The 23,747-nt window shown below is 36.5% G+C and carries 15 protein-coding genes; 8 read left to right on the top strand and 7 right to left on the bottom strand.

What is annotated here, in order from left to right; genetic code table 11:
• Positions 1 to 85: 85 nt before the first annotated feature.
• The 3 genes from ACP3VS_RS16390 to ACP3VS_RS16380 all read left to right on the top strand — a co-directional run bounded on the left by ACP3VS_RS16390 (position 86) and on the right by ACP3VS_RS16380 (position 3,849).
• Complete coding sequence (locus ACP3VS_RS16390) at positions 86 to 1,441, top strand: acetamidase/formamidase family protein (RefSeq protein WP_426389265.1); 1,356 nt, start codon at positions 86 to 88, stop codon at positions 1,439 to 1,441.
• A gap of 192 nt (positions 1,442 to 1,633) precedes the next feature.
• The gene (locus ACP3VS_RS16385; protein WP_426389264.1) at positions 1,634 to 2,188 is read left to right on the top strand and encodes an HPP family protein; all 555 of its coding nucleotides are present in this window, start codon (positions 1,634 to 1,636) and stop codon (positions 2,186 to 2,188) included.
• Between the two features lie 215 nt (positions 2,189 to 2,403).
• On the top strand, positions 2,404 to 3,849 hold the full coding sequence (locus ACP3VS_RS16380; protein WP_227256957.1) for a hypothetical protein: 1,446 nt from the start codon (positions 2,404 to 2,406) through the stop codon (positions 3,847 to 3,849).
• 46 nt (positions 3,850 to 3,895) lie between these two features.
• Here the strand turns inward: ACP3VS_RS16380 and ACP3VS_RS16375 are convergent, their stop codons facing one another.
• Complete coding sequence (locus tag ACP3VS_RS16375; protein ID WP_031418107.1) at positions 3,896 to 5,080, bottom strand: CaiB/BaiF CoA transferase family protein; 1,185 nt, start codon at positions 5,078 to 5,080, stop codon at positions 3,896 to 3,898.
• A 486-nt stretch (positions 5,081 to 5,566) separates the two neighbouring features.
• Between ACP3VS_RS16375 and ACP3VS_RS16370 the strand changes: the two genes are divergently transcribed.
• Both ACP3VS_RS16370 and ACP3VS_RS16365 read left to right on the top strand, forming a co-directional pair.
• The gene (locus ACP3VS_RS16370) at positions 5,567 to 7,129 is read left to right on the top strand and encodes a sensor domain-containing diguanylate cyclase (protein ID WP_031418108.1); all 1,563 of its coding nucleotides are present in this window, start codon (positions 5,567 to 5,569) and stop codon (positions 7,127 to 7,129) included.
• Positions 7,130 to 7,579: 450 nt separating this feature from the next.
• Entirely contained in the window at positions 7,580 to 11,833 is a 4,254-nt protein-coding gene (locus ACP3VS_RS16365; RefSeq protein WP_426389261.1) for an S-layer homology domain-containing protein, read from the top strand.
• A 368-nt stretch (positions 11,834 to 12,201) separates the two neighbouring features.
• Here ACP3VS_RS16365 and ACP3VS_RS16360 read toward each other — a convergent pair whose 3' ends face one another.
• The 5 genes from ACP3VS_RS16360 to ACP3VS_RS16340 all read right to left on the bottom strand — a co-directional run bounded on the left by ACP3VS_RS16360 (position 12,202) and on the right by ACP3VS_RS16340 (position 17,930).
• Positions 12,202 to 12,999 (bottom strand): alpha/beta hydrolase, encoded by a 798-nt coding sequence (locus tag ACP3VS_RS16360; RefSeq protein ID WP_426389259.1) that lies wholly within the window; start codon positions 12,997 to 12,999, stop codon positions 12,202 to 12,204.
• On the bottom strand, positions 12,996 to 13,988 hold the full coding sequence (locus ACP3VS_RS16355; protein WP_426389257.1) for an ABC transporter substrate-binding protein: 993 nt from the start codon (positions 13,986 to 13,988) through the stop codon (positions 12,996 to 12,998). Before ACP3VS_RS16355 ends, ACP3VS_RS16360 begins: the two co-directional genes overlap by 4 nt.
• 45 nt (positions 13,989 to 14,033) lie before the next feature.
• The gene (locus ACP3VS_RS16350; protein WP_426389255.1) at positions 14,034 to 15,221 is read right to left on the bottom strand and encodes a helix-turn-helix domain-containing protein; all 1,188 of its coding nucleotides are present in this window, start codon (positions 15,219 to 15,221) and stop codon (positions 14,034 to 14,036) included.
• A gap of 26 nt (positions 15,222 to 15,247) precedes the next feature.
• Positions 15,248 to 16,876 (bottom strand): helix-turn-helix domain-containing protein, encoded by a 1,629-nt coding sequence (locus ACP3VS_RS16345; RefSeq protein ID WP_099806267.1) that lies wholly within the window; start codon positions 16,874 to 16,876, stop codon positions 15,248 to 15,250.
• 97 nt (positions 16,877 to 16,973) lie between these two features.
• Positions 16,974 to 17,930 (bottom strand): ABC transporter substrate-binding protein, encoded by a 957-nt coding sequence (locus tag ACP3VS_RS16340; protein ID WP_426389253.1) that lies wholly within the window; start codon positions 17,928 to 17,930, stop codon positions 16,974 to 16,976.
• Positions 17,931 to 18,515: 585 nt separating this feature from the next.
• Between ACP3VS_RS16340 and ACP3VS_RS16335 the strand changes: the two genes are divergently transcribed.
• A complete protein-coding gene (locus ACP3VS_RS16335) occupies positions 18,516 to 19,040 on the top strand; it encodes a hypothetical protein (protein ID WP_426389251.1) in 525 nt (174 codons plus the stop codon).
• 698 nt (positions 19,041 to 19,738) lie between these two features.
• Here ACP3VS_RS16335 and ACP3VS_RS16330 read toward each other — a convergent pair.
• Complete coding sequence (locus ACP3VS_RS16330) at positions 19,739 to 20,695, bottom strand: ABC transporter substrate-binding protein (protein ID WP_012292476.1); 957 nt, start codon at positions 20,693 to 20,695, stop codon at positions 19,739 to 19,741.
• A gap of 98 nt (positions 20,696 to 20,793) precedes the next feature.
• Here ACP3VS_RS16330 and ACP3VS_RS16325 point away from each other — a divergent pair, with 98 nt between their 5' ends.
• Both ACP3VS_RS16325 and ACP3VS_RS16320 read left to right on the top strand, forming a co-directional pair.
• Complete coding sequence (locus tag ACP3VS_RS16325) at positions 20,794 to 22,359, top strand: ABC transporter substrate-binding protein (RefSeq protein WP_012292477.1); 1,566 nt, start codon at positions 20,794 to 20,796, stop codon at positions 22,357 to 22,359.
• Between the two features lie 100 nt (positions 22,360 to 22,459).
• Positions 22,460 to 23,398 (top strand): ABC transporter substrate-binding protein, encoded by a 939-nt coding sequence (locus ACP3VS_RS16320; RefSeq protein WP_012292478.1) that lies wholly within the window; start codon positions 22,460 to 22,462, stop codon positions 23,396 to 23,398.
• The last annotated feature ends 349 nt before the right edge of the window (positions 23,399 to 23,747 follow it).

The raw sequence follows: 23,747 nt of genomic DNA, 5'->3' as shown, positions 1-23,747 counted from the left end.
AAAAAATAGCTCTCTGCAAATGTGGAGAGCGTTTTTTTACATATAACTTCATACATAAAAAGACAAACTAGGAGCGTGACGAAAAATGACAAACGAATTGCATGTGCTTGACAAAGAGGGACTAGAAAGTGGCTTTATACAGCAACCGCAAGCCGCTGAGACATTGTTCGTAAATGAGTTCATAGATGGTATTTTAGATCCTTCACAAGAAATGCTTGGACCAGTTAAAGATGGTGGAACAATCATTGCCAATACTACACCTGGATGCTGGGGACCCATGCTAACACCAACTATACGTGGTGGACATGAAGTAACGAAGCCCGTTTTTGTGGAGGGGGCTGAGGTGGGTGACGCGATTGTCATAAAAATTAAGTCTATTCAGGTTACTTCAATGGCCACTTCCTCTGGTCACGATGAGCCCATCACAGATCGCTTTATTGGTGATCCGTTTGTTTCCGTAAAATGTCCAGGTTGTGGCAAGCTCCATCCAAGCACTGTTGTTAAAGGTATAGGACCTCAAGCAATTCGCTGTTCGACATGTGATACAGATACGGCACCATTCAACATGACTAATGGCTACACAATGGCGTTTGATCATAAAGGACATATAGGTGTAACGGTTGGACGAGAGGGTGCCCGTCGTATTGCTCTTGATGCCAAAAATTACATGAGAACGCCCGAAAACTCTATTCAAAATCCTGTTGTAGCATTGGCACCAAGTGACATAGTAGGTGTCATGGCTAGAATGCGTCCATTTTTAGGTCAGCTTGGTACAACCCCTTCAAAGGCAATGCCCGATTCTCATAATGCAGGTGATTTCGGTTCATTCTTAATTGGGGCACCACATGAATATGCCTTCACACAGGATGAATTGGATTTACATCGTACCGATGGACATATGGATATTAGCAGAGTTCGTGAAGGTGCAACGATTATTTGCCCTGTAAAAGTTCCTGGTGGCGGCATATACATTGGAGATATGCATGCTATGCAGGGAGATGGTGAAATTGCAGGACATACAACTGATGTAGCAGGGATTGTACAGCTTCAAGTTCATGTCTTGAAGAAAGTAGCATTGGAAGGCCCTGTGTTACTACCAAATGAGGAAGATTTACCATATACAGCAAAGCCATTTACAAAGGAAGAAAAACGTCGTGCACGCGAGCTAGCAGAGGAATTCGGTGTAAAACAGATAGAAGAGGCTTTACCCGTATCAATAGTTGGTACTGGCAAAACGTTAAATGAGGCAACTGATAATGCTATTCGCCGTGCATCCAAGCTATTTGAATTACCTGAATCAGAAGTATTGAATAGAGCAACCATCACAGGCTCTATAGAAATTGGTCGTCATCCAGGAGTGGTCACAGCAACTTTCCAAGTACCTAAAACGATACTGAAAAAGGTTCGAATTTTTAAAACGGTGAAAAAACAATACGATTAAAGAATCAATTTGTATGAAGGCAAACTTTCAAGGGTTTGCTTTTTTTGTATGAGTTGTGAGTATAAAAAGTGAATATTTGTCGGAAATTTGAAGTTAGAATTGAAATCTTATGATGGGTTGATATAATGATAAAAGTTTAATGTCCACCAAGGTGTAAGTATTAAAATAGAGAAATAGTAAAGTCGGTGCTGAATGTCAGAATTAGTGCGAATAGGAAATAAAATTGAAAAAAAGAATATCGTAAAGCCCTTTCTTTTAAAGATGAAGGGAGGCGGACATGCACCTTCTCGAACAAATTTTGCTGATGCCTTTACAGGAGCGGTAGGAGGCCTAATCTGTATTTTTGTATTGCTTTTGTTAACAAATTATACAGATGCCACTTGGTTAATGGCATCTCTTGGGGGGAGCTGCGTTCTAGTATTTGTCGTTTGGAATGCACCATTGTCTCAGCCTCGAAATATTATCGGTGGACATTTGGTTTCTGCATGTATTGGGCTAACGCTGTATTCAACATTAGGTTCGAATATATTGTCCATCAGCCTTGGCGTTGGTTTAACCATATTTTTCATGGCCCTCTTAGGCATTATCCATCCTCCTGCAGGTGCCAATCCTATCATTATTATTCTAGGAGGCTATAGCTGGAGTTACTTAATCCTGCCTGTATTAATTGGAGCAGTCATTATTGTTTTCTTTGGTTTGTTAATTAATAATTTAAGAGAAACACGAAAATATCCACAATTCTGGTGATTAAGATTCCATCTATGAAGTACTCACTTCATAGATGGATTTATTTATTTGCATGTGGCATACCACTATTTTTTTAGCATATGTTAGTTAAGATTTGTTATATTGAAGAAAGAGTGTTAAAAACATGTATTTTAAAGATAGGGGAAGATCTTTGTTGGTCGAACTTGATGGGAGGCTCCAATTGTATGCTGTTGGACTGTGATGAGCAATTATTCATGACATATAAACAAAGTAATGTAGAGGGTGCTGAAAATTTACTTGCAACATGGCTAGAGGCAGAGGTAGATCTGCAAGAAGATCCAAAAATACTTGGTACTTCGCTCTCACCTAAACTATTTTTAGTAAACGAAGAAATGGCTATGAATATTGCCTTTTCCACAGCACGTAAATACTGGGGCCGTGCATCAACAGACATGCAAATGTATTTTGACAAGTACGGGTTAGATGCAAAATTTGTGAATGATCGGCTCAATGCCTTTTTTTACACACAAAAAGGAAAAGAAACTTTTTTTGAACAGCTTTTTGCTCAACATACAATAGATTTGGAACGGTTAATTTGGTTGGTTTTTGGGAAAAGAATGCAGATGGAAATGCCAGTGAATGAGCTACAGACAATTATGTTATATAAATTTCAAGATGAGTATTTAGTGCATATGATGTATAAGGAACATACACCATTTTGGCATTGGCTGTTCACAAAAAAAGTTTATTCACTTTTTATCCACAGACCTTTAGAACAATTCACATTTCTTTATGAAATAATGGGACATTTCGAGCATTCTATGAAAATGAGCTGTGAACATGTGGATAACTTTGTGAATAACTATAAATTGATACTGGATAAGTGTATAACTCATGTGGATAAAAATAAATCTAGCTGTTTGGCTAAGAAACAGCTACGACTTTACCAAATTGTTACACATTATTGCTTATCGGAGGGTGATTATAAACGCGTCAAAGACTTTATTACTTCATTTGAAGCGGAATGGCGCTACTCCATGTATGCTTTAACCGAGAAGGAAAAAGTGTTAATTGCCTATATTTTATTTCATATAGCAAATAGAGAACAGCAAAGTGAAAAAGTTATATATTATGGTGAATATTTATTAGAGGATGAGCGCTTAAATAATTACGCTATTGAAATTCTATTGGAATATAAAGACCTTTTGCCAAATCGTAAACCTACACCACCAGCAATTATAAAAAATTATCAATTAAATTATTTAGAAAACTTATATGCGATTTTACTTGATCATTATGTAAAAGCGACACGCTATGAGGATGGCTTACTACTTTTAAAGGAGCATGTACTAGCGTCTAACAAAAAGATAAATACCTCTTTAGTACAAAAGAATTATAGCAGTGAACAACTAATTGCAATTGAGGCATACGTTCAACAGGATATTGCGCTACAGGTTAACAACTCATTACAGCATATTGGTTTGTCGGTAGAAGAGTGGCGACAGAATTATCGTCAACCGGAAGTACCTTACTATATCGTGGCACAGAGTGCATCCTGGCATATGTTAAATATTTTAAGGGTTTTATTTGTAACGGAGCAGTTTGAGCTTTTTGAGAAATTAATGGAAATCTATAAAAAATATTTATTAATTGATGATCATTTTGAAAATCTACGCGTATTTATTAGTGCCTATGTATAAAAAAAGTGTCTAATACGTCCTTTATCGACGGTATTAGACACTTTTTTTATTCCAAAACGCCTTTATCTTTCAAAGCCTTGATTTGTTCAGTACCATAGCCTAATGAACTTAGAATTTCCTCATTATGCTCACCTAGCTTAGCACCAACATGCTTATATTCTGGTTCAGAGCCATCAAATTTAAGAGGAGAAGCAATTTGTTGTTGTAATGTGCCATCCCCTTTAGGAATGGAAACAATCATTTCTCTTGCCTTTAGCTGCGGATGCTCGCAGGCTTCCGGGAATGTGAGAACAGGCTCCACACAACCTTCAAAATCTTCATTAAATACTTCTAGCCACTCCTCATACGTTTTCGATAAAAATGCATCATGAACAGCCTCTTTAAAGCGAATTTGTGTGTAGTAGGAATCATTGAAAGTATTATCAATCAATTCAGGAATATCGAGTGCTTCACAAAGCAATTTCCGAAATTGAGGCTCTAGACTACCGACTGAGAAGAAGCGACCATCCTTGGTTTTATAAAAATCATAGTAACTGCCACCGTTTAAAATTTCCTGTTCTGGCTGTGGTACACGTCCACCTCCAATAAAGGCAGAACCATACATAGCATTTAGTGAAAATACAGCATCTGTCATGCTAATATCAATGAATTGACCCACACCTGTTTTCTCACGATGAAGGGCAGCGGCCAATACCCCAATTGCAGCATGCATCGTTCCACCTGCAATATCAGCTAGCTGTATTCCCATAGAGACAGGCTTTTTATCTTTATGGCGTGAATAATCAAGGACACCTGCTAATGAAAGGTAATTATTATCATGTCCAGGTCGATTGCTATATGGTCCTGTTTGTCCATAGCCTGTAATCGCACAATAAATTACCCGTGGATTTATTTCTTTAAGCGCTTCGTAGCCGATCCCAAGTCGTTGCATCACCCCTGGTCGGAAACCTTCAATAATTACGTCATATTCTTGTACAAGAGATTTCACAATTTCAATAGCTTCCGATGATTTCAAATTGAGCGTGAGCGATTTTTTAGAGCGATTTAAATGCTGATGGATGTATGCTTCATGATCATCATCGTAAGGAGGCATGATTCTTGTTAAATCAACCCTTTTTGAAGATTCAACATGTATGACATCGGCTCCTAAATCAGCAAAAATCATTGTCGCCATTGGTCCTGGTAGTAATGCAGAAAAATCGAGAATTTTTAACCCCTTTAAAATACCCAAATCTTCCAACCCCTTTTTGTGTAGGCTACACGACCATGCAAGATGGTTGAGTAGCGCTTTTCTCATAATCCCAGTTATGCACAAACTGTAATAATACAGAATATTTAATTTTAATCAGTATTATAACAGAATGGAACTTCCCTTGCCTATGTTATTTTTATTATAGAATAAACAGTTCTACTTTTATATGTCAGAATAACAATAAAAGTAAAAAAATTCCGAATTTAGATGACTAATCAACTGTCAGATAATCGTTGTCAAATATCAGAAAATTTAGCAAAGGGGGATGGACTTGTTAGAGAGAGAAAGTTTACTGTATATCCATATTATTCACCTCTCATTATTGATACAATCCTAGAGATATGTTCTAGTGTTTAAGGGAAGGTGTTTCTTCAGGAATTTCCTTTTCTCAAGATGAGCTGTTGCTTATTATAGGCACTAATTGTTAAAAATTATAAACATACTAACACATTTAGGTGGGAAGTAATGAAATCACATCAATTAAAATTAAAGCATTTAATTATGGGAGTAGCTATGGCTGCATTCTTCTTTACAATCATAGGTAGTGTTTGGGGCGGGTACAGAATGAATGTTGACTCCATAAAGGAAAATACACTTGAAACAAATCATGTGTATGCGCAAAAATTGGCTTCAACCGCAGATGCCTATCTTCATGAAGCCTTTCAAATTTTAAGCTATAGTGCCAATCAAGTGAGTGAAAATTTAGGTGATGAGCAAATTTTAAATAGGGAAACAGACCGTCTCAGATTACAAAATGAAATGTTTAATTCAGTCGTCATAACAAATGCTGAAGGACTTGTCTTATCCGTATCACCTCCCTCCATTGAAATTAAAGGTGAGGTTTTAACATCTCTTGGCGCTCAAGAGGCATTAGCTAAAAAAATACCACTTGTTTCTAAGCCGTACGAAGCGATGACAGGGCGTCTTATTATTTTTATTTCCCATCCTATATTTTCAGCATCTAACGAGTATTTAGGGATGGTAGCAGGAACGATTTATCTAAAAGAACCAAATGCCTTTAAAACGTTATTAGGAGAACATTATAGTAAGGATGGCTCCTATGTATATGTTGTAGATTCAGATGGACGCGTTATCTATCATCAGGACCCAAGCCGTATCAATGATGTTGTCACAAAAAATAAAGTCGTTCAGGCTGTGATGTCTGGTAAGAGTGGGGTTCAAATCGTTGACAACACAAAAGGAGTGAAAATGCTTGCTGGTTTTAGTTCAGTGTCCTCCACAGGTTGGGGAGTTGTCGCGCAGAAGCCTTTAGAAGTAGCACTGGCTCCTTCCTTCGATAGAGTGCAGGAAGTTATTATTAAATCTGTACCGCTTATGATCGTTTCAGTTGTCATTGTACTTTGGGCAGCGGCTCGTATTGCTAATCCTTTACAACAATTAGCGATGTTAACAGAAGAAAGTCTCGATAAGAAAAATGTAGAAGGTTTAAAATCTGTCAGTGGTTGGTACTTTGAAGCCCATTCGTTAAAGTATGTCTTAATTCGTAGTCTATCGTTTTTACATGGACAGGTTACATTTTTCAAGGATCAATCAACTGTAGATCCATTAACGGGTGTTACCAATCGACGAACGATGGATGCTATGCTGGCGGAGTGGTTTGAGAATAGGGTACCACATGCCATCATTTTGCTAGATTTAGATCACTTTAAAAGCGTGAACGACACATACGGTCATGCTGTTGGCGATAAGGTCCTGCAGTTTTTAGCAAAACATATGCAATCTGTAGCGCGAGAAGGGGATGTATGCTGTCGTTATGGTGGTGAGGAATTTGTGATGCTTCTGCCAAACACAACAGTAATAGAGGCTGAGCAAGTAGCGGAACAATTACGGGGAAATTTAGCTGAGACGGATAGCCCTTGTGGTAGACCAGTAACATTATCCGCAGGTATAGCTTTATATCCTGAAATGGCAGCTACGCCCGAGACATTGATTGAAGCGGCGGATGGAGCCTTGTATGAAGCGAAACAAGCTGGACGTAATCAAGTTAAGGTTGCTGTAAAAAAATAAAGTAAAAATTAATTAAAATAAGCTTATATTTTTGATTTTGGGGTAATTGTTTAATGCAAACAACATTTGGGCAAGCTATTTGTAAGTCATTCGTCAAATGACTATAAATCCTGTTCAGATGATATGTAATTCGGGTCACATCTCTCGATCGACTTGACCAGACGTAAGGTTATCCCCCTTTCCCTTATGACACCACAAGTACGACTAGATGTATGCCTATATATCGTGAAAGTCAAGTGAGCACCGATGCTCCTTGGCTTTTTTGTTGTTGGAAAATGCCATAGGAAATTTTTTCAGTAAGACTTGTATGGAACTACTATGTGTATCAATAAATTTACTTGACTATTTTAGATTTATCTATGAAGATTCAACTGTTGTTGGTCGATATAAAGGGTATGATGAAAATGATATTTGTACGTATCAAAATACATAAGTGAAAGGAAGAGTGGAATGGATAAATCTAAAATCCAAAAAGTAAATAAAGCATTGATTGCAACAGTATTTGCTTCAAGTGGGATTGCGGTTGTAGTGCCTTCACCACAAAAAGCGGCAGCGGCTACTTCTCCCTTTACAGACATCGACCAATACTCGGTTCATTATAACGATATATTAAAGCTCTATTCTCAGGGCGTAATTAATGGGTTTGCCGATAATACCTTCCGACCAGATGTCAATGTAACTCGTGGACAAGCAGCAAAAATGCTGGCTACAGCCTTAAAATTGGATACTAGAAATGTCCAAGATCCTTATTATAAAGACGTGCCGAAAGGGAGCGAATTTTATAAGTCAGTGGCTGCACTACAAAATGCAGGCATTATGTCTGGTTATTCAAACGGCACATTTATGCCTAATGAGGTAATGACTCGCGGCGAATTAGCGAAAATATTAGTGTTAGCATTCCATCTGGAGGTTTCTCCTAGTTACAACAATATTTTTAAAGATGTAGATAGCAAATCAAGCAATGCAATCTATATTCAAACACTAATTGATTTGAATATTACGGAAGGCACAACGCCTGTAACATTTTCACCGTTTGATCCTGTAAATCGCGGACAGTTTGCTTCTTTTGTTGTCCGTTCACAAGAGAAAAAAAATAATGAAACATCTTATAAAATCACAAGTGTTGATGATGATGCCGTTTATATAAATGGGAAAGCTTATACAGTTTCAGAAAATTTGTCACATATTTTTAACGACTATAATGCACCAGTCTTAAAGGGTGCTTATATTGAAGGGAATCTTTCTAGTAAGAAGATTCTATCCATTTCTAAATTAACTATAAATGCTAGTGGTACAAGCAAGGATTTCCTTGATTTTGATGGGGACCATGGCTCATTAGGAGCTACCATTGAGGTGAATGGTAATTATATTGAATTTAATAATCTAAAGATGACTGGGACTATGTTTGTCAATGAAACAGTTCGTCCACCATTACATTTAGGTGCTATAAACAATCAGCCTTTATCAATTGGACGTGTGGCAAGTAACAATATCTCATTTATCAACTGGTCAGATCCTGATAATTCTAAGGGCGACGATTCATCCATTAATAATTCGACAAACGATCTTCAGAATTGGACGAATCAAAATCCTGATAAAGACAAGCCTTTTGTCAACTGGTCTAACGAAAAACAGGAAATGAAAAATGTTGAAAAACATCTTGAGTTTTATAACAGTACCGTTTCAAGACTAGTCGTCTCACAAACAGGTACAAAAATCGAATCCAATATGAAACTACCACGTGTAGATATTATCGGAAGTGTTCGCGAATTTGAAATTCAAGGTTATATTGGCACGTTAAATCTCAATACTGAAACACCGCTAACAATTTACGGTTCAGGAAATATTGATTGGATTAACTACAATAGCCGCACAGACCTAGAATTATATATTTATGGTCGAATTGGCACATTATTTGTTGATAATGTATACGGCAAGATTGATATTGGAGATTATACGTATATCGATAAAGTCATCTTACCTAAGGATGGGTCGCCAAATAATATCTTCGACGATTTCCTTGATGATAAAGATAATATAGGCAATATTACTGATCCAGATGGCAAACCAATCGATAAAGATGAAAACGAGAATCAAAATCCTGATGATAAAACAAAACCTATCGTTAGCATTACAAATGTCAAAGTGCTAAATGGCAGTGAGATTCAAGCAGACTTCACATCAGATGAAGTTGGTACGTACTATTATATTGTCCGTGAAAAAGGAGCAGAAGCTCCAAATAAACGTGAAATGGTCAATCATCTGTCAAATGAGAATATAGCTTACGGAAGTGGTGCCGCAGTAAAAGGCACAAACTCTGTTAAGGTATCTAATCTAGGTGAGAAAAAAGAATATGTCATCTACATCATGGTTGTAGATGGCTCGAAAAATGCATCCGATATCGTGTCACAATCATTCCAAATGAAAGATGCAACACCACCAGTAGTAAAATCTTTACAAGTTACACCATTACATGGAGGCACAAGGGCTGAATTCAAGTTTGCAGCAAGTGAACCTGGAGATTATTACTACTATGTACGTAAGAAAACAACAGCTGCTGATCCGACAACGGCAGACATCGTCGCTAATCCAACAGGTAAAGGAAAGGCAAAAGCTGGTGAGCTAGGTATAACAGAAATCTTAACGGGCTTAGATGCTGAAACAGATTACCAGTTGTATGTCGTAATGAAGGATGATTCAGGAAACTACTCTGTAGATCCTGCTGTTGTAAAGGATTTTAAAACTAGTGAGCTTGATAATGTTCCTCCATATGTTGTTGGTGGCCAACTTGTTTTACTAGATGAGATTAAAAATGAATTTTATATAACTGTGAGTGAGGAATTAGATCCTATTTCTGCTGAAAAAGTAGAGAACTATGACCTTTCTGGTACAGGGATAGTCAATCAGGGTGCTCAGCTACCGATACATCCTACAAAGGTTGTCTATAATAAAGCTCAGAAAAGACTTATTTTCACCATCCCATCGCTAACAGGCTTTGTAAATGGGGATAACCTAGTTGTTACTATTTCACCGAATGTTAAAGATTTAGCTGATATTGAATTTGAAAATATTAATAATATCCCTATAAATACTGTTCCGCGGAACACAGCTGAATATATTCATAATGATATTGAATTACCAGTGCTTACAATTATAGGGGAGCCTGCTATTAATAATGCAAAGGATCAAACACTTTTAGAGTTTAATGCTTCAAAAGCTGGGACATATCATTATTTAATTATGGAGTCAGATTTAACACTTACACGTGATGATCGCTTACGCTTAATTGAAGCTGTCCAATTAAATGAGACGACATTTAAAGTAGGAACACAGGATGTTACGATTGTTGGTAGTGGAGGAAATAAACCTGCACAATTAGGAAAGCAGAAGGTTACAATTCCTTTACCAAATACATTCCCACCATTAGATCCATTTAAGAGCTATTCCATTTATATGGTCTTACGTGATCGTTCAGGAAATGTTTCAGATATACAAACTAAACATGTGATTGATGATAGAACTGCACCAAAGATTGAAAATACTTCGATTAAAATAGCTGAAGGTGATAAAAAAGCTACCTTTAAATTTATGTCAGATGAAGCTGGTACGTATTACTATATTCTTCGCAAAGCTGGTGATACCACAGTTCCAGTACCAGCAAGCGCTGAAGAGGTTATCGAAAGAGGAAGAGCAAGTGCTATGCGAAAGGATACAAATGAAATTAACCTTTCCCCTCTTGAACCACATGAGAATTACGAGCTGTATGTTGCTGTTAAAGATAGATATAACAATTCAACAATGGTACAAGTTGGTACAGAGTCAACAATCTATACTCATGATGAAAAGCAAAATAAACCAATTAGTTTGACACCAAGCCTAAATAATACGGGGATTATGGCATATAAATTCTTTTCTGATGGTACACCACCGAAGGTCGAAGATCCAATCGTTAAACAGCTCGATGGAAAAACATTAGAAGTAACTTTTTCTGAGGCTGTTGAATTAAAAGCTTCAGACTTCCAATTAGTGAATCCTGAAACAGGCACTGCAATTACACCTACTTATGCTTCATGGAAGTGGCAGGACAAGGTAGACGAAATTGATGAATGGAAGCCACGCAAAATGATACTAACATTTGCAAACGAAGTTACACAAAGCTTTGATATGACAATCAATGCTACAGCTAAGGATAAAGGCGAATGGACATTCAGTAAATTAAAAGCAGAATACAAGTATCCTGCAAAAGTGAATACAATTACTTCAGCAACATTAGTACCTGATATACAGTACCCAGGTGACTTAAATATTTCTAAACAGGTTCGAGTGATTGCAAACTTAGATGCAGATATAACATGGAATCAGCATTACTATTATGCAGTTCTTTCTAAGAACCAAGGTGATCTAACAATCGCTAACATTAAAGATATTATAGAAAGAGCTGATAGCAATAATTACACAGACATCCCTGGTGGGGGAATAATATCTTATGGTAAGGGGCAAATAACAAAACCATCAGATGCAAGTTCTGAAAAAACATTTACTGCTATCCAAACAAGCACTGATCCAAATTCTACAAACATATTCCAGAAGGATCAAAAAATATATTTATTTACGAAGGATAAATACGGAAATATAGTTTATGCGAAAGAATCTACATCTCCAACAGCTCCAAACTATGTATTAATTCAACCTAGAACACAGTAGAATATAAGAACACTAGCTATAAATTATAATAGCTAGTGTTTTTTATTTGCCTAAATACTAAATTCATCGATATTCCGGCCAGCCTTGAGTCAATACGAAGCACTTGAATACAAAGAATGGAGAATATAAAAGTAGCTTGATGTTGTAGGAAAAGATAGAAAAATAACATAAAATCGAGGAATTAAAAACAAGAGCCATTGTCGAACTCTTTATCTGCTATAAAAAACAATAAAATACACTTCGTTAGGGATAAATGGAATTGTAATAATATTACAACGTAAAGGAATTTCCAAATATATAGATAAAATAAGAAAGAAGAGGTGTGTTACAAAAAGCCAAAGTGAAATAAATCCACTTTGGCTTTTCAACTAACCATCTAAAAAGCGGGGCAGACGACTAAGCATGCAAGGTAGTACGCTCACATGGTCCTCATCATCGAACTTCACATAATTAGTATAAATATTTTTAACTTTTAATGGTTTCATTCGTTCAGCCGCTAGGTCAGCACCTTCGAGCATATCGGGCAGCTCATTAGCACCGATTGTGAGTAAAAGATTTATAGCATGCTGACCGTTCCAATCTCCAAAAAATCTGTCCATTTCTTTTAATATCGCATTGTCTGCCCACCAAATAGAGGGACTGCTAGCTACAATATGACTAAATAAATGGGGTCTCTCACATAAAGCATATAGAGTGAAAAGACCGCCTAAGGAATGTCCAACAACGGCTTGTTTCTTTTTGTTAATGGACCATTCCTTTTTGACAGCAGGCATTAGTTCATATTCAATAAAGTCTAGAAAATCATTGGCTTTGCCGTTTGGAGGCCAAGGTGTACCATCTGGACGTGGTGGCAGCTTTCCTTCACTAACAGGGAGAGTAAAATCGTTACAGCGTCGTTCCATATCAAAAGGCTCCTTTGAGGGATAGCCAATCCCAATAACAAGAATGGGCTCATAGCCTTTTGGCTTGCGCGTTTGTAATTTTACTGCTTCTGCAAGTGTTGGGAAAAGGGCATCTCCATCTAATGCATAAATAACGGCATAGCCATCTACCGGTGGTGCGTCTGTTGGGTTAGCAATTAATATTCGATAGTCTTGCTTGTAGGACGTCATGGCATACTCAAAATTGGTTTCTGTTATATAGGGTTTCTTTATCTTTGCTGTCATGGCGCTAAAAACTCCAATACATCATCTATCACTTTTTCTTGTGCATGAATACCACCATTTAGCCAATAATCCTCAGATGTTTCAAATACCTGATTGTTTTTAAAGGCATTTGTACTTTGCCAGATAGGACTGTTCTTCAGTTCATTTATAAATGAATCTCCAAGATTACCATCATTGATCAGGAAAATATAATCAGCATCTAATTCGGGTAGAATTTCCAAAGATACTTCGAACGCACCATTCTTCACGTAGCTGCTTTGTTCAAATCCTAACTCATGTGTTAGTACATAACCACTGAAATACTCATCCGTCATGAAAAACATACCTTTTGCGTTAAAGCGAATTAACGCTACTTTTTTCCCTTTTGTTGTGGAAGCCAGCTTTGATTTTGCTGCATCCACCTTTTCCTGATAATTCTGTATGGCTTGTTGTGCTTTATGGGGCTCGTCTAGTAATTGCCCTAACATTTTAATAGAACCTTCTATATCAGTTGCTGCATTTTTAAACACATAGGTAGGTGCAATTTTTGCGTATTTTTCATAGGTGCCATTTTCAACATAAAAGGAATTATGCAAAATAATTAAGTCTGGTTTGTCCGCCATAATCGCTTCAGGAGATGGGGGACCGCTGGCAAAGCTAATTTCTGGTATACCTTGTAGCTGATCTTGTAAATAGAGCTGTGGTTTAACACCATTCGACCATTGCATAGTAGGCTTAATACCAAGGGCTAGTAAGGAATCCTCCATAACAGGTGCGAATATTTTAGAGGGCTTAGCTGGTAAAGTTACATCATTGCCAGCCTCATCTTTTATGGTTAATGGATAAGCACTTTGCTCTTTAATATTGTCTGAGTTTGCCTGTGTTTCTATCTTTTTTTCTTTACTGCTTGATTGGGCATTGCAGGCAGAAAGTAATCCTATAGCTAGCATTAAAGTAGCCAGAATATAGAAAGATTTAATAATCGTTTGACAGTGATTACGACCATTCATTGTTGTTCAATGTCTCCTTCCGTTGATAATCATTCTCAAAAGGAATTATAATTCACTGTCGGATACGATACCATGGACGGGGACAGGAAAAGAGCTTGGATTTTTTCCGGTTAACATGAGCAACATTTCATCTAGCATTCGATTTATCGCAATAGCAGAGTATTCAAACCAAGGATTTGATGGCAAAACATAGACCTGTCCATTTTTTACAGCTTGGAGCTCTTTCCAACGATCAAGGTATTGTAAAGTGAGCCAATAATTTCGAGTCGGAGAATCTGGACAAACGATAAATAGTAAACGATCTGGGTTTATGTCCACTAGCTGATCAAGCGTAATTGGCTCGTTACATGTTTGCTGTTGTGCATCAATAGGGAAGAGCTGCAAATCGGTAAATAGGACATCCTGAATTCCTTTATTGCAATATAAAAATAAATGGTCGCCACATAAACGTAGAACGGCAAAGCTATCTTCCTTGGTTACTCGTTTAATTTCTTGCTTTGCCTCTAATGCCTTTTGTTCGTACGATTGAATGAAATGCTCGCACACGCTTTGCCTTTTGACAGCAACAGCTATTTCTCTTAGTTGTGTTCGCCAATCCTTTGCCTCAATATATACACTTTTAATACCAACTGTTTGAAGCCAATCAAGCATGGAAAGAGAGGGCTCCTCTTGAAAAATATGAATATCAGGCTTTGCTGAGGCTAATTTTCTAAAGTTATCCTCTGATTCTGCATCAAATATATTCACATGCACTTGGATTTGGTCTTGATAATGATTGTAATAATAAGGACTCCATTTAGCATTTAATGGGGCCGCAACGGGAATAATGTCAAGAGCTAATAAGTTTCCAATAGTGGACACAGAAAAGGTAGAAATACGCTGGCGGGCTATTTTACTAAAAGCAGAAGGCGAAACCCCAACCTCCTTTTTAAATTTACGACTAAAATAAAATTCGTCACTATAGCCAACTTCTCTAGCAATCTCACGTAGTAATAGGTCGGTATCACGTAATAATTGTTTGGCATGTCCAATACGTAGCTCTGTTAAATAATCTGTGGCACTTTGTCCAAATGCCTTTTTAAAGGCCTCTCCAAAGTAGCTAGAGCTTAGACCAGAAATAATTGCGAGATGGTCAATTGTGAGAGGTTGATGATGATTTTTAGCAATATAATCTCGTATATCCTTTAATGATATTTGAGTGGTCTTTTTATCTGTCATATTTTCTGTCTTCATATAAAGTGTCACCCCTTGAATTTATGTTACTTTGCAGTAATTAATAATCTAGGTAAAGCGCCAAGTAACTTTTCTCTCGTAAAGGCATCGTTATAATTCCATTTTGTTGCGTCCACTAAATAAAAGTGGTTGTGCTGTACAGCCTTGAGATTCTTCCAAATATCACTATTCATCAATTCCATCGTGGCCATTTGCGATTCGGGCTTATCAGATAAGAGCAGGAAGATTCGATCACCAACATACTTTGGTAAGTGATCTATTAGTATTTCTTTATAGCCCTTGCCTGCTTGAAGCAATTTTTTAACTTGCTGGTGTGGCGTAAATCCATCGGGATGAAAAAGAGCAGGGGATAGACCTGTACAGCCCATGACATAAAGGCGTTGTCCATGATCAAAGGTCAAAACAGTTGCAGTTTCACCCGGGGCTACAACTGTTTGTAGCTGTTGCCACATTGTTTTTTCTTGGACTTTATAGCGCGTTAGCCAATCTTCTGCACGTTGTTGCTGGCTAAGCCATTGTCCTAATAAAAGGATGCGTTCCTCTAAAGAATCCCAAGAATTTAAGGTAATAGTGGGAGCAATTGATGATAGTGCTTGATATTGCTGCTCATCATTATTTGTAAAGATAATTAAATCTGGGTTTAGCTTCGAAGATTTTTCAAGATTGATGGGAAAGGCCACATCTTGAATATAAGGAACATGGTTTTTATAAAAGGATTTACTAATAGACCTCTTGTCACCGCCTATTGGTTGAACATCAAAGATTAGCATATCCCCAAAGGTTTCTCCGTGATAAATAATCCGGTGGGGGGCGGATGGGATGGTGACTTCATGTCCAGTCCAATCTTTTACCACTGTTCGTTGCCTATATTGTCGTGCAAACTGTTTTGGCGGAATACCGATCACCTGTCGGAAGCGGCGATTAAAATAATACTCATCATCAAATCCGACTCGTTGAGCAATTTCCTTTAATGGCACATTAGTTTGTAGTAATAATTCTTTTGCGTTTGTAAGACGTAAGTCTGTAATATAATCTAATGGCTTCTTCCCTGTTAAAGTTTGAAAGATTGAACTATATTGCCATTGGGCGATATGAGCAAGTTCAGCTAACATTTTAACTGTTAAAGGCCGTTGAAAATATTTATGTATATAGTTGATTGTTTCTTCGACTGCCTTCGTCATAGTTAATGGGGCGTTGTTATGAAGCTGATGTTCAAATAATAAATTTAATAGTTCATATAAAGCTCCTTGCTGTTTAAAATAATTTGATTTGGTCTTTAATTGATACATGTCTTCTGTAAGACGGATAAATCGTGTATTCGGATAAACGGTATGCTCCACTTCATCAGAAAAAATTGGTCCTAGATAAGGAGAAGGGAGCTCCTGCTGTAGCTGGAAAGCTGAAAAGGTTATTTTATAGAAACAGAATTCATTAGTTAGATTCGATAAATCGATCATAGAATGAGGTTGTATAAGAAAAATCTTTCCTTTGGTCACCAAATAAGGAATGTCATCTATCGTTAATGTCCCACAGCCATCCGTAAAAAGTATCATTGTATGGTGTGATGGGCAAATAAAAGGATAGCTCTGTGAAATACAGTCAATATCTTCTAAATGAAATAATAAATTATGTCTAAAAGAATGATTGTCTTCCATTTATTCACACCCTTTCTAAATGAAAATGATTATCAATTAACTTTATTGTATAAAAAGTAAAGAGACATTTCAACAAAGATGAAATGTCTCTTTAAATCTATTTTTTTAACATAGTAGGTAATTCTGTTAATAGCCATTCTCTAGTTGAGGCATCGCTATCACTTTTCTGAATATCAATCATATATACATGCCCATTTTTAACAGCAGGTAGGTTCTTCCAAATTGGGCTATCCATCATCTCTTTTGTCGACTGTTTCGCTTCATCATCTACTGGCGTTAGGATGAAAATACGATCGCCAGCATATTCAGGAAGAAGCTCTGTGGAAATTTCAGCAAAGCCTGTGCCATCATCAAGGATTTTTTGAATTTTATTACCAGGCTTAAGTACATTTGAATCGTATAAAACTTGAGAAAGCCCAGCGCGTGCCATTACAAATAATCGATCCCCTGGATAGTATGTTAGTACAGATGCAGTTTCATCGGCTTTAACAGTCCCATCAGCCACAAGTGACTCCCACATGTTATCAGCTTTTTCTGTATAATCAGCTATCCATTGAGTTGCTTCTTCTTTTTTATTAAGTATATCGCCCAGTTCCGCTAAACGTTCATTCAACGGTGCAAACGTATCAAACACAATAGTTGGAGCGATTTTAGATAGCTGTGAATATGTTTTATCATCAGAAGTACCAATAATAATAAGGTCTGGCTTTAATGACAATGTTTGCTCTACATTAATCGGAAAACCAACGTCCTCCACATCTTTTACACGATCTTCCCAAGCATAATCAGTAATCCAGGAGAAACCCGCACCAACTGTTTTGATATTTAATGCGAGCACATCCCCATATCCTTCGCCATGATAAACCACTCTCTCAGAATTTACAGGGATTTCTACCTCATGACCTAAATAATCCTTATAAATACGTGTTGTTGGTTCTGCTGTTGCTGTCTCTTTTTGACTAGTCTCTTGAATGTTAGAACCACAAGCAGTTAATAGGATTCCAACCAGTAGTAAAAGGCTACAAATGAGCATATGCCGATTTAATTTTCTCATATCTTTTCCTCCGTAATTGATAATCATTATCATACGTTAGCATAAATTAAACCTTATCTTAGAACAATGGACAAACTAAAAATAGTACATTGAGGTTTATCCAAAAATTGCATTGACGTAGGCTGATGCATCGAGACATTTTACAATATTGGACCATTGTCTGGAAGGAAGTTTTACATTTCGTAGACCAAAATTTTAATGGGGGCAAAATAGTAACATGATGAATATTTCTTCAAAAATCTATGCGCATAGTTACATAGACAATTTGTTTGAAGTACTGATGTAGATATTGAAAAGATTTATAAAAAACGCATAGAACATGGAACACTTCATTTAAACATAATTTTTCAAAGTTCAATAGCTAACCGACAATGTAAAAAAATTTGTAAATACAATAACTTGCTTTAGTGAAAAGGCAGTCATGACAAGAGGTGAACCTTAATCGTTACTGCTTTTTTCATGTGTTATAACGTAAATTTGTATACGGCATAGGCTTCTTGGATAAGAAACAAAAGTGCACTTCTTTATTTGGAAAAAATATGGTAATATAAAAATGTACCAATAATTTACAAATGGGATGATTTTATGTTTAAAAGGATAATATTACCATTTTTAATTTTATTATCTGTAGTTACTGCTGTTTTTACAATGGATTCGAAAACAGCAACAGCAGAAGAAGTAGTTGATTTAGAAGAGGTAGTTAACTCAGAAGAGGTTACACCTTATTTTGTTAATGATTTTCGATATCGAAAGGTAAATGTTAAAACATACAATGAATGGTCGGACTACAAAAGAGCTTCTGATAATATAACGACAGGCAAAGGAGGCGGTTCTATTACAGCAACCAAAAGTGTCACTTTCGGAACAGATGTATCTGGAGCAATAGATGGACTAGGGATATCAACATCAAAATCTATTACTAGCTCAATAGGGTATACATTGAATGCTGACCCTAATAAAACCGTTTATATGGGATATAGAGTATATTATAAAGTGGAAACGGGTACTAGAGAGTATTATGATTTAGTAACTGGTAAAGTGCTAAAAAGTAATAGCTATACTGTTAAGGTTCCACAACATGGAGAGTTTAAATTAATAACTGCTAAGTAACAATTAATTAAAAAACAAGACTAGCTAATATAGTTAGTCTTGTTTTAATTTTGTGGAGAGAAAGTACCCTAATTTTGAAAGTAAATATAGTAAAAAAATAACCATTAAATTTCTGGATATTACATATCCATCAATTGCAAGATTATAACCTTTTGGTATTAAAATATTGCTATTTAACAGAATGTATATGGCAGATAATATAGGAATTATAATACATAAAAGTCCTAATAATTTATATTTATTGTCCATCATTTTACTCATCCCCTAACTGTTATTCATATTATTTTAACATTTTTCTTTGTTAATTAAAATTGTAATTTTAGTTATTATTTAACATTTTTTATTAGCGTTCCGCTTCACCTACCACGACGAAATATTAGTGTGACTTAAAATTTTACGGGATTTTTAAATGCATAAAAGTCAATGGTCTTCAGAAGGCGAGTGTTTAAAGCTATCTCCAACATTTCTAATACAAGAGAATAGGTTGGAGGAGAAGCATATTGAATATGTAATTTCTATTAAATAAACTGGTGATAAACAAAATTTCTCACCAAATAATTAAACTCTTTAATATCTGTCACCCATTTTTGATTGGCGTATCTGCTCTTAAAAAACATTTTTCCCTATAGAAATACTACACCCTCAATTGTTAAAGTGTGCCTAACGATTGAAGTGCAGTTCAATGCCACTGAAGGTTTTTACTTAGCGATACTATCTAAGACATTTTCAATGATTTGGCGATTGGCAATGGCCCCGGAATATAACCAGCTTGAGCTTTGGTCAAATTCATAAACGTGGCCATTTTTTATGGCAGGTATATTTGCTAGGAGAGGATCGTTTAGTAATGTAGAACTGCCTGCACGATTATTGTTAATAACAAAGAGATAGTCTGCATCTATTTGTACGAATTTTTCTAAAGATACTTGTGACCAATCACCAGCAGCAGAGGCGGATATTTCTTTCACTAGGCTAGGAGTTTTTAGCCCAAGATCCTCATATAGAACAATACCACTCGAGGCTGTATCGCTTACCATATAAATTGTATTGTTAGTATTCCAGATGACAGTGGCGGAAGGGTTCCCCACTTTATTGTGAATATCCTCCTTTGCCTCTTTAGCAAATTGATCATAATCTGTAAGGACTTCCTTTGCTTTATCTACTTGATTAAAAATTTCTCCCACTTTCAGAAGCTTGTTACGCCAATTATTATCTTCTGCTCCCATTACATATGTAGGCGCAATTTTTCTATATTGCTCGTATTTTCTCCCTTCTGCGATTTTTGATGAACCGATGACAATTAAATCTGGATTAAAGCTTGTAACTGCTTCGAAGGGAAGGTCAAACCCAATTGTTGGAACGTCCTTTAATGATTCCTGAAGGTAGTCTTGAATAGAAGCCCCACCTTTTACTGACCATTGTGCTACTGGCTTAATGCCTAAAGCAACGAGGTGATCTTCTAGGTAGGGTGCAATGATACGCTGGGGACTTTCGGAGACTGTTACTTCATTACCTAATGAATCTGTTAATACACGATTTGAGTAATCAACGTTAGCCTTATCTGCTGATGGAACTGATTGATATCCACATGCAGTTAAGAGAATCGAAAAAATGAGAATACCTGTAAATATGGAATTCTTTTTTGAAAAATCTATCAAAGCTATAATCCTCCAATGTAATTGATTTCTAATATTCTATTCCATTATAATGAAAATGATAATCAATATCAATTTGGAGTTTAGGAGATAGAACTAGAATGTACAAAGATAATGAGGTACTGTGCCAATTTTTTTATCAACCTATTCAAATTGTGAAATTAGAAGAACTATTATGCGATAAAAGAGGGCGTTTGGCATACCCATTAATCATCGTAGTTTACGAGGGTCATGCCATCTATACGCTACAAGGTCGACAGCTTCAGCTTAGCTCAAATTCTATTATGTTTGTGGATGATGTAGACGATTTTCAACTACTTAAAGCAAATGAATGTACAGGGGTTGTCATTATATACCGTGCATATGGCCCGAATATAATTAATTTATTACAAGACACCACCTTAATGGAACATTGCTCATATCGTCTCATGAATTTAGTCAAAGAGATAGAAAGAGAAGCGAAGATTACAGTCGAAAGTAATCCGTTTCGTTTACAAAAACTATTTAGTGAAATGTTAGAAGAACTATACAACCATTTATGTATTCACAAACAACAAGAAGGTTTGTGGATTGATAGGGTACTTGATTATATGAATTTAAATTTCAATGAAGACTTAACAAGAGAGCAAATGGCTGAAAAAGCGCAGGTAAGTCCCGAACATTTTTCTCGTACGTTTCATAGGTACACTGGATATACGTATAGCGAATATTTAACATTATTAAGAATAAGGGAATCTCAGAAAAAACTATTACTAGGGATGCCAAAATTAGATGATCTAGCCCAAGTAGTAGGCTACAGAGAGGGGACCTATTTAAGCCGGAAATTTAAAGAAATTGTCGGTGTATCGCCTACAGTTTATTATCAAAAATCAAAACGTCTTATTGTACTGAATGCCAATCATACTGCCTGCTTACTGGCCTTAGGTATTACGCCAGTGTTGGGAGTGTATTCCCCATTTTTAGAGGATATCAAGTCTGTTCCTTCCTCACAGAAATTGAAGGGCTATGAGTATGATATTACTTCAAATTATCAAGAGATAGCAGTAGCACGTCCAGATGTCATTATTAACTACAGCAGCGGCAAAGAAAAACAAACTTTACTGTCTTTAGCCCCCGTATTCGAGCTGCCATGTAGACAGTTAAGTTGGCGAGAGCAATTTGAGCTTATTGCCAATTTAGTAGATAGACGAGAGGTGTATAATAATTGGCTTCAGCAGTATGATGCCCAGGTAGCTCAGTGCAATCAACTTCTTGATCAACAGCTTGGGGCAAGGGGGACTGCTATTGTTTGGGAAATAGGTAGTCAAGCAGCTTATTGTATAAATAGTAGTCATGGAAGGGGGAGTCATATCTTATACGAAGATTTAGGGTTTAGTCGACCAGATGAGATTGTCACACACAATATAGAAAAAACAGGATATTTAACAGTTAATATTGAAGAAATCGTTCATTTTCCAGCTGATTATATATTTGTAACGGCTCTTCCTACAAAAGATTTCGGAAAAGAGTGGCTTTTAACAGCATTACACTCAGAAAAATGGCAGTCACTTGTGGCTGTGCAAAAGAAGCAGGTCTATTTTATTAATCAGTATGAATTATTTTATGGATATGATCCTTTATCTACCACAGCTCAATTGCAAAAACTTATGGAAGTACTGACATCATAAAATTACAAGGCAATACATCACTTTCATGCATAGACAGATAATTTGCATTCTTCTACAATTATTGAGAATTATTATCAATTGATGTATATGGAGGGAAAAAATGCTTAAACAAAATAGAAAATTCATAACGCCACTGTTTCTTCTATTACTTCTTCTGTTAACGGCTTGTGGAGAAAAGGAAAAGACCGATAGTCCAGCTACGGAGCAAGATGAAGCGGAGACAAAAACGGTTCAGACGACAAATGGTGAGATTGTTATTCCGACTAATCCTCAGCGTATTGTAGCAGAAGAATATATTGCAAGTTTACTTGTATTGGACGTCAAACCAGTGGGAGCTCCTGGCCTAGCTCTTGAAAACTATTATTTAAAGGAAGCATTGAAAAGTGTAGAGGATATCGGTGTATATGGGAAACCATCGAGTGAGAGGATTTTAGGACTTAAGCCTGATTTGATTATCACTGGTAATGGAGAAAATTATGATGCTTTAAGTAAAATTGCTCCAACTGTAGTTATCCCATACGGGGAATTAAAAAATGCACATGAGGAGCTTACATTTTTCGGTGAGTTACTTGGAAAAGAGCGAGAAGCAAAGGATTGGCTCTCCCAATATGATCAGAAGATTGCTGATGCTAAATCACAGGTAGATGCTATTATCCCAGAAGATGCAAGCTTTTCTATTATGGAAGATGCAGGTAAATCTATTTATGTTTATGGTGATAACTTTGGTCGTGGAGGACAACCAGTTTATCAGTCATTTGGTCGAAAGCCACCTGCCAATGTAGCTGAAGAAATTATTCAAAAGCAGTGGGCTGAGATTTCCGAAGAGGTACTGGCAGATTATGCAGGAGACTACATTATTTTGACTTCAAATGATAGAACTGTTGAAGATTTTAAGAAAGATCCAATATGGGGCAGCCTGCCAGCTGTAAAAAATAATCATCTTTATGTTTGGCCTGAGGAACGTTCATGGTACTATGACCCAACAGCAGTCTTGGCTCAGGTTGAGGAATTGACAAACTGGCTAACGAATAAAAGATAGTAGAAAAAGGTGAGCGATAATTTAATTTAATAGTCTCAATAACGTACTATAGAAGCATCTTTCCTAGTGAAGGTGCTTCTTTATGTTACATTTTAAGATTTTATTGAGAATATATTATTTATAGTATTTACAAGGGGACCATTCTACAGCATCTAAATCACAAACAAAGGTTGTATCCACTATTAAAGGGGACGTTGAAATACCCATTAATCCTAAATGAGTAGTTGTGATGTATTATACTGGCGACGTCCTAGCATTTGGTGTAACACCTGTGGGTCGCTTCTAAGAAGCAATGTATGAATATTTAGGAATGCGTGCGCCAGAAATTATTCAACAGAAAATAGATGAT

Source organism: Lysinibacillus sp. VIII_CA (assembly GCF_049943995.1).
In the GTDB taxonomy this organism is placed as follows: domain Bacteria; phylum Bacillota; class Bacilli; order Bacillales_A; family Planococcaceae; genus Lysinibacillus; species Lysinibacillus pinottii.
Note: the sequence above shows the minus strand (reverse complement) of the source record. Positions and strands in the feature narration are given on the sequence as shown.

Excerpts from the sequence above, each read along its gene's own strand:
- ACP3VS_RS16390 (WP_426389265.1), top strand. The coding sequence starts at position 86 with ATGACAAACGAATTGCATGTGCTTGACAAAGAGGGACTAGAAAGTGGC.
- ACP3VS_RS16385 (WP_426389264.1), top strand. The coding sequence starts at position 1,634 with ATGTCAGAATTAGTGCGAATAGGAAATAAAATTGAAAAAAAGAATATC.
- ACP3VS_RS16380 (WP_227256957.1), top strand. The coding sequence starts at position 2,404 with ATGACATATAAACAAAGTAATGTAGAGGGTGCTGAAAATTTACTTGCA.
- ACP3VS_RS16370 (WP_031418108.1), top strand. The coding sequence starts at position 5,567 with ATGAAATCACATCAATTAAAATTAAAGCATTTAATTATGGGAGTAGCT.
- ACP3VS_RS16365 (WP_426389261.1), top strand. The coding sequence starts at position 7,580 with ATGGATAAATCTAAAATCCAAAAAGTAAATAAAGCATTGATTGCAACA.
- ACP3VS_RS16360 (WP_426389259.1), bottom strand. The coding sequence starts at position 12,999 with ATGACAGCAAAGATAAAGAAACCCTATATAACAGAAACCAATTTTGAG.
- ACP3VS_RS16355 (WP_426389257.1), bottom strand. The coding sequence starts at position 13,988 with ATGAATGGTCGTAATCACTGTCAAACGATTATTAAATCTTTCTATATT.
- ACP3VS_RS16350 (WP_426389255.1), bottom strand. The coding sequence starts at position 15,221 with ATGAAGACAGAAAATATGACAGATAAAAAGACCACTCAAATATCATTA.
- ACP3VS_RS16345 (WP_099806267.1), bottom strand. The coding sequence starts at position 16,876 with ATGGAAGACAATCATTCTTTTAGACATAATTTATTATTTCATTTAGAA.
- ACP3VS_RS16340 (WP_426389253.1), bottom strand. The coding sequence starts at position 17,930 with ATGAGAAAATTAAATCGGCATATGCTCATTTGTAGCCTTTTACTACTG.
- ACP3VS_RS16335 (WP_426389251.1), top strand. The coding sequence starts at position 18,516 with ATGTTTAAAAGGATAATATTACCATTTTTAATTTTATTATCTGTAGTT.
- ACP3VS_RS16325 (WP_012292477.1), top strand. The coding sequence starts at position 20,794 with ATGTACAAAGATAATGAGGTACTGTGCCAATTTTTTTATCAACCTATT.
- ACP3VS_RS16320 (WP_012292478.1), top strand. The coding sequence starts at position 22,460 with ATGCTTAAACAAAATAGAAAATTCATAACGCCACTGTTTCTTCTATTA.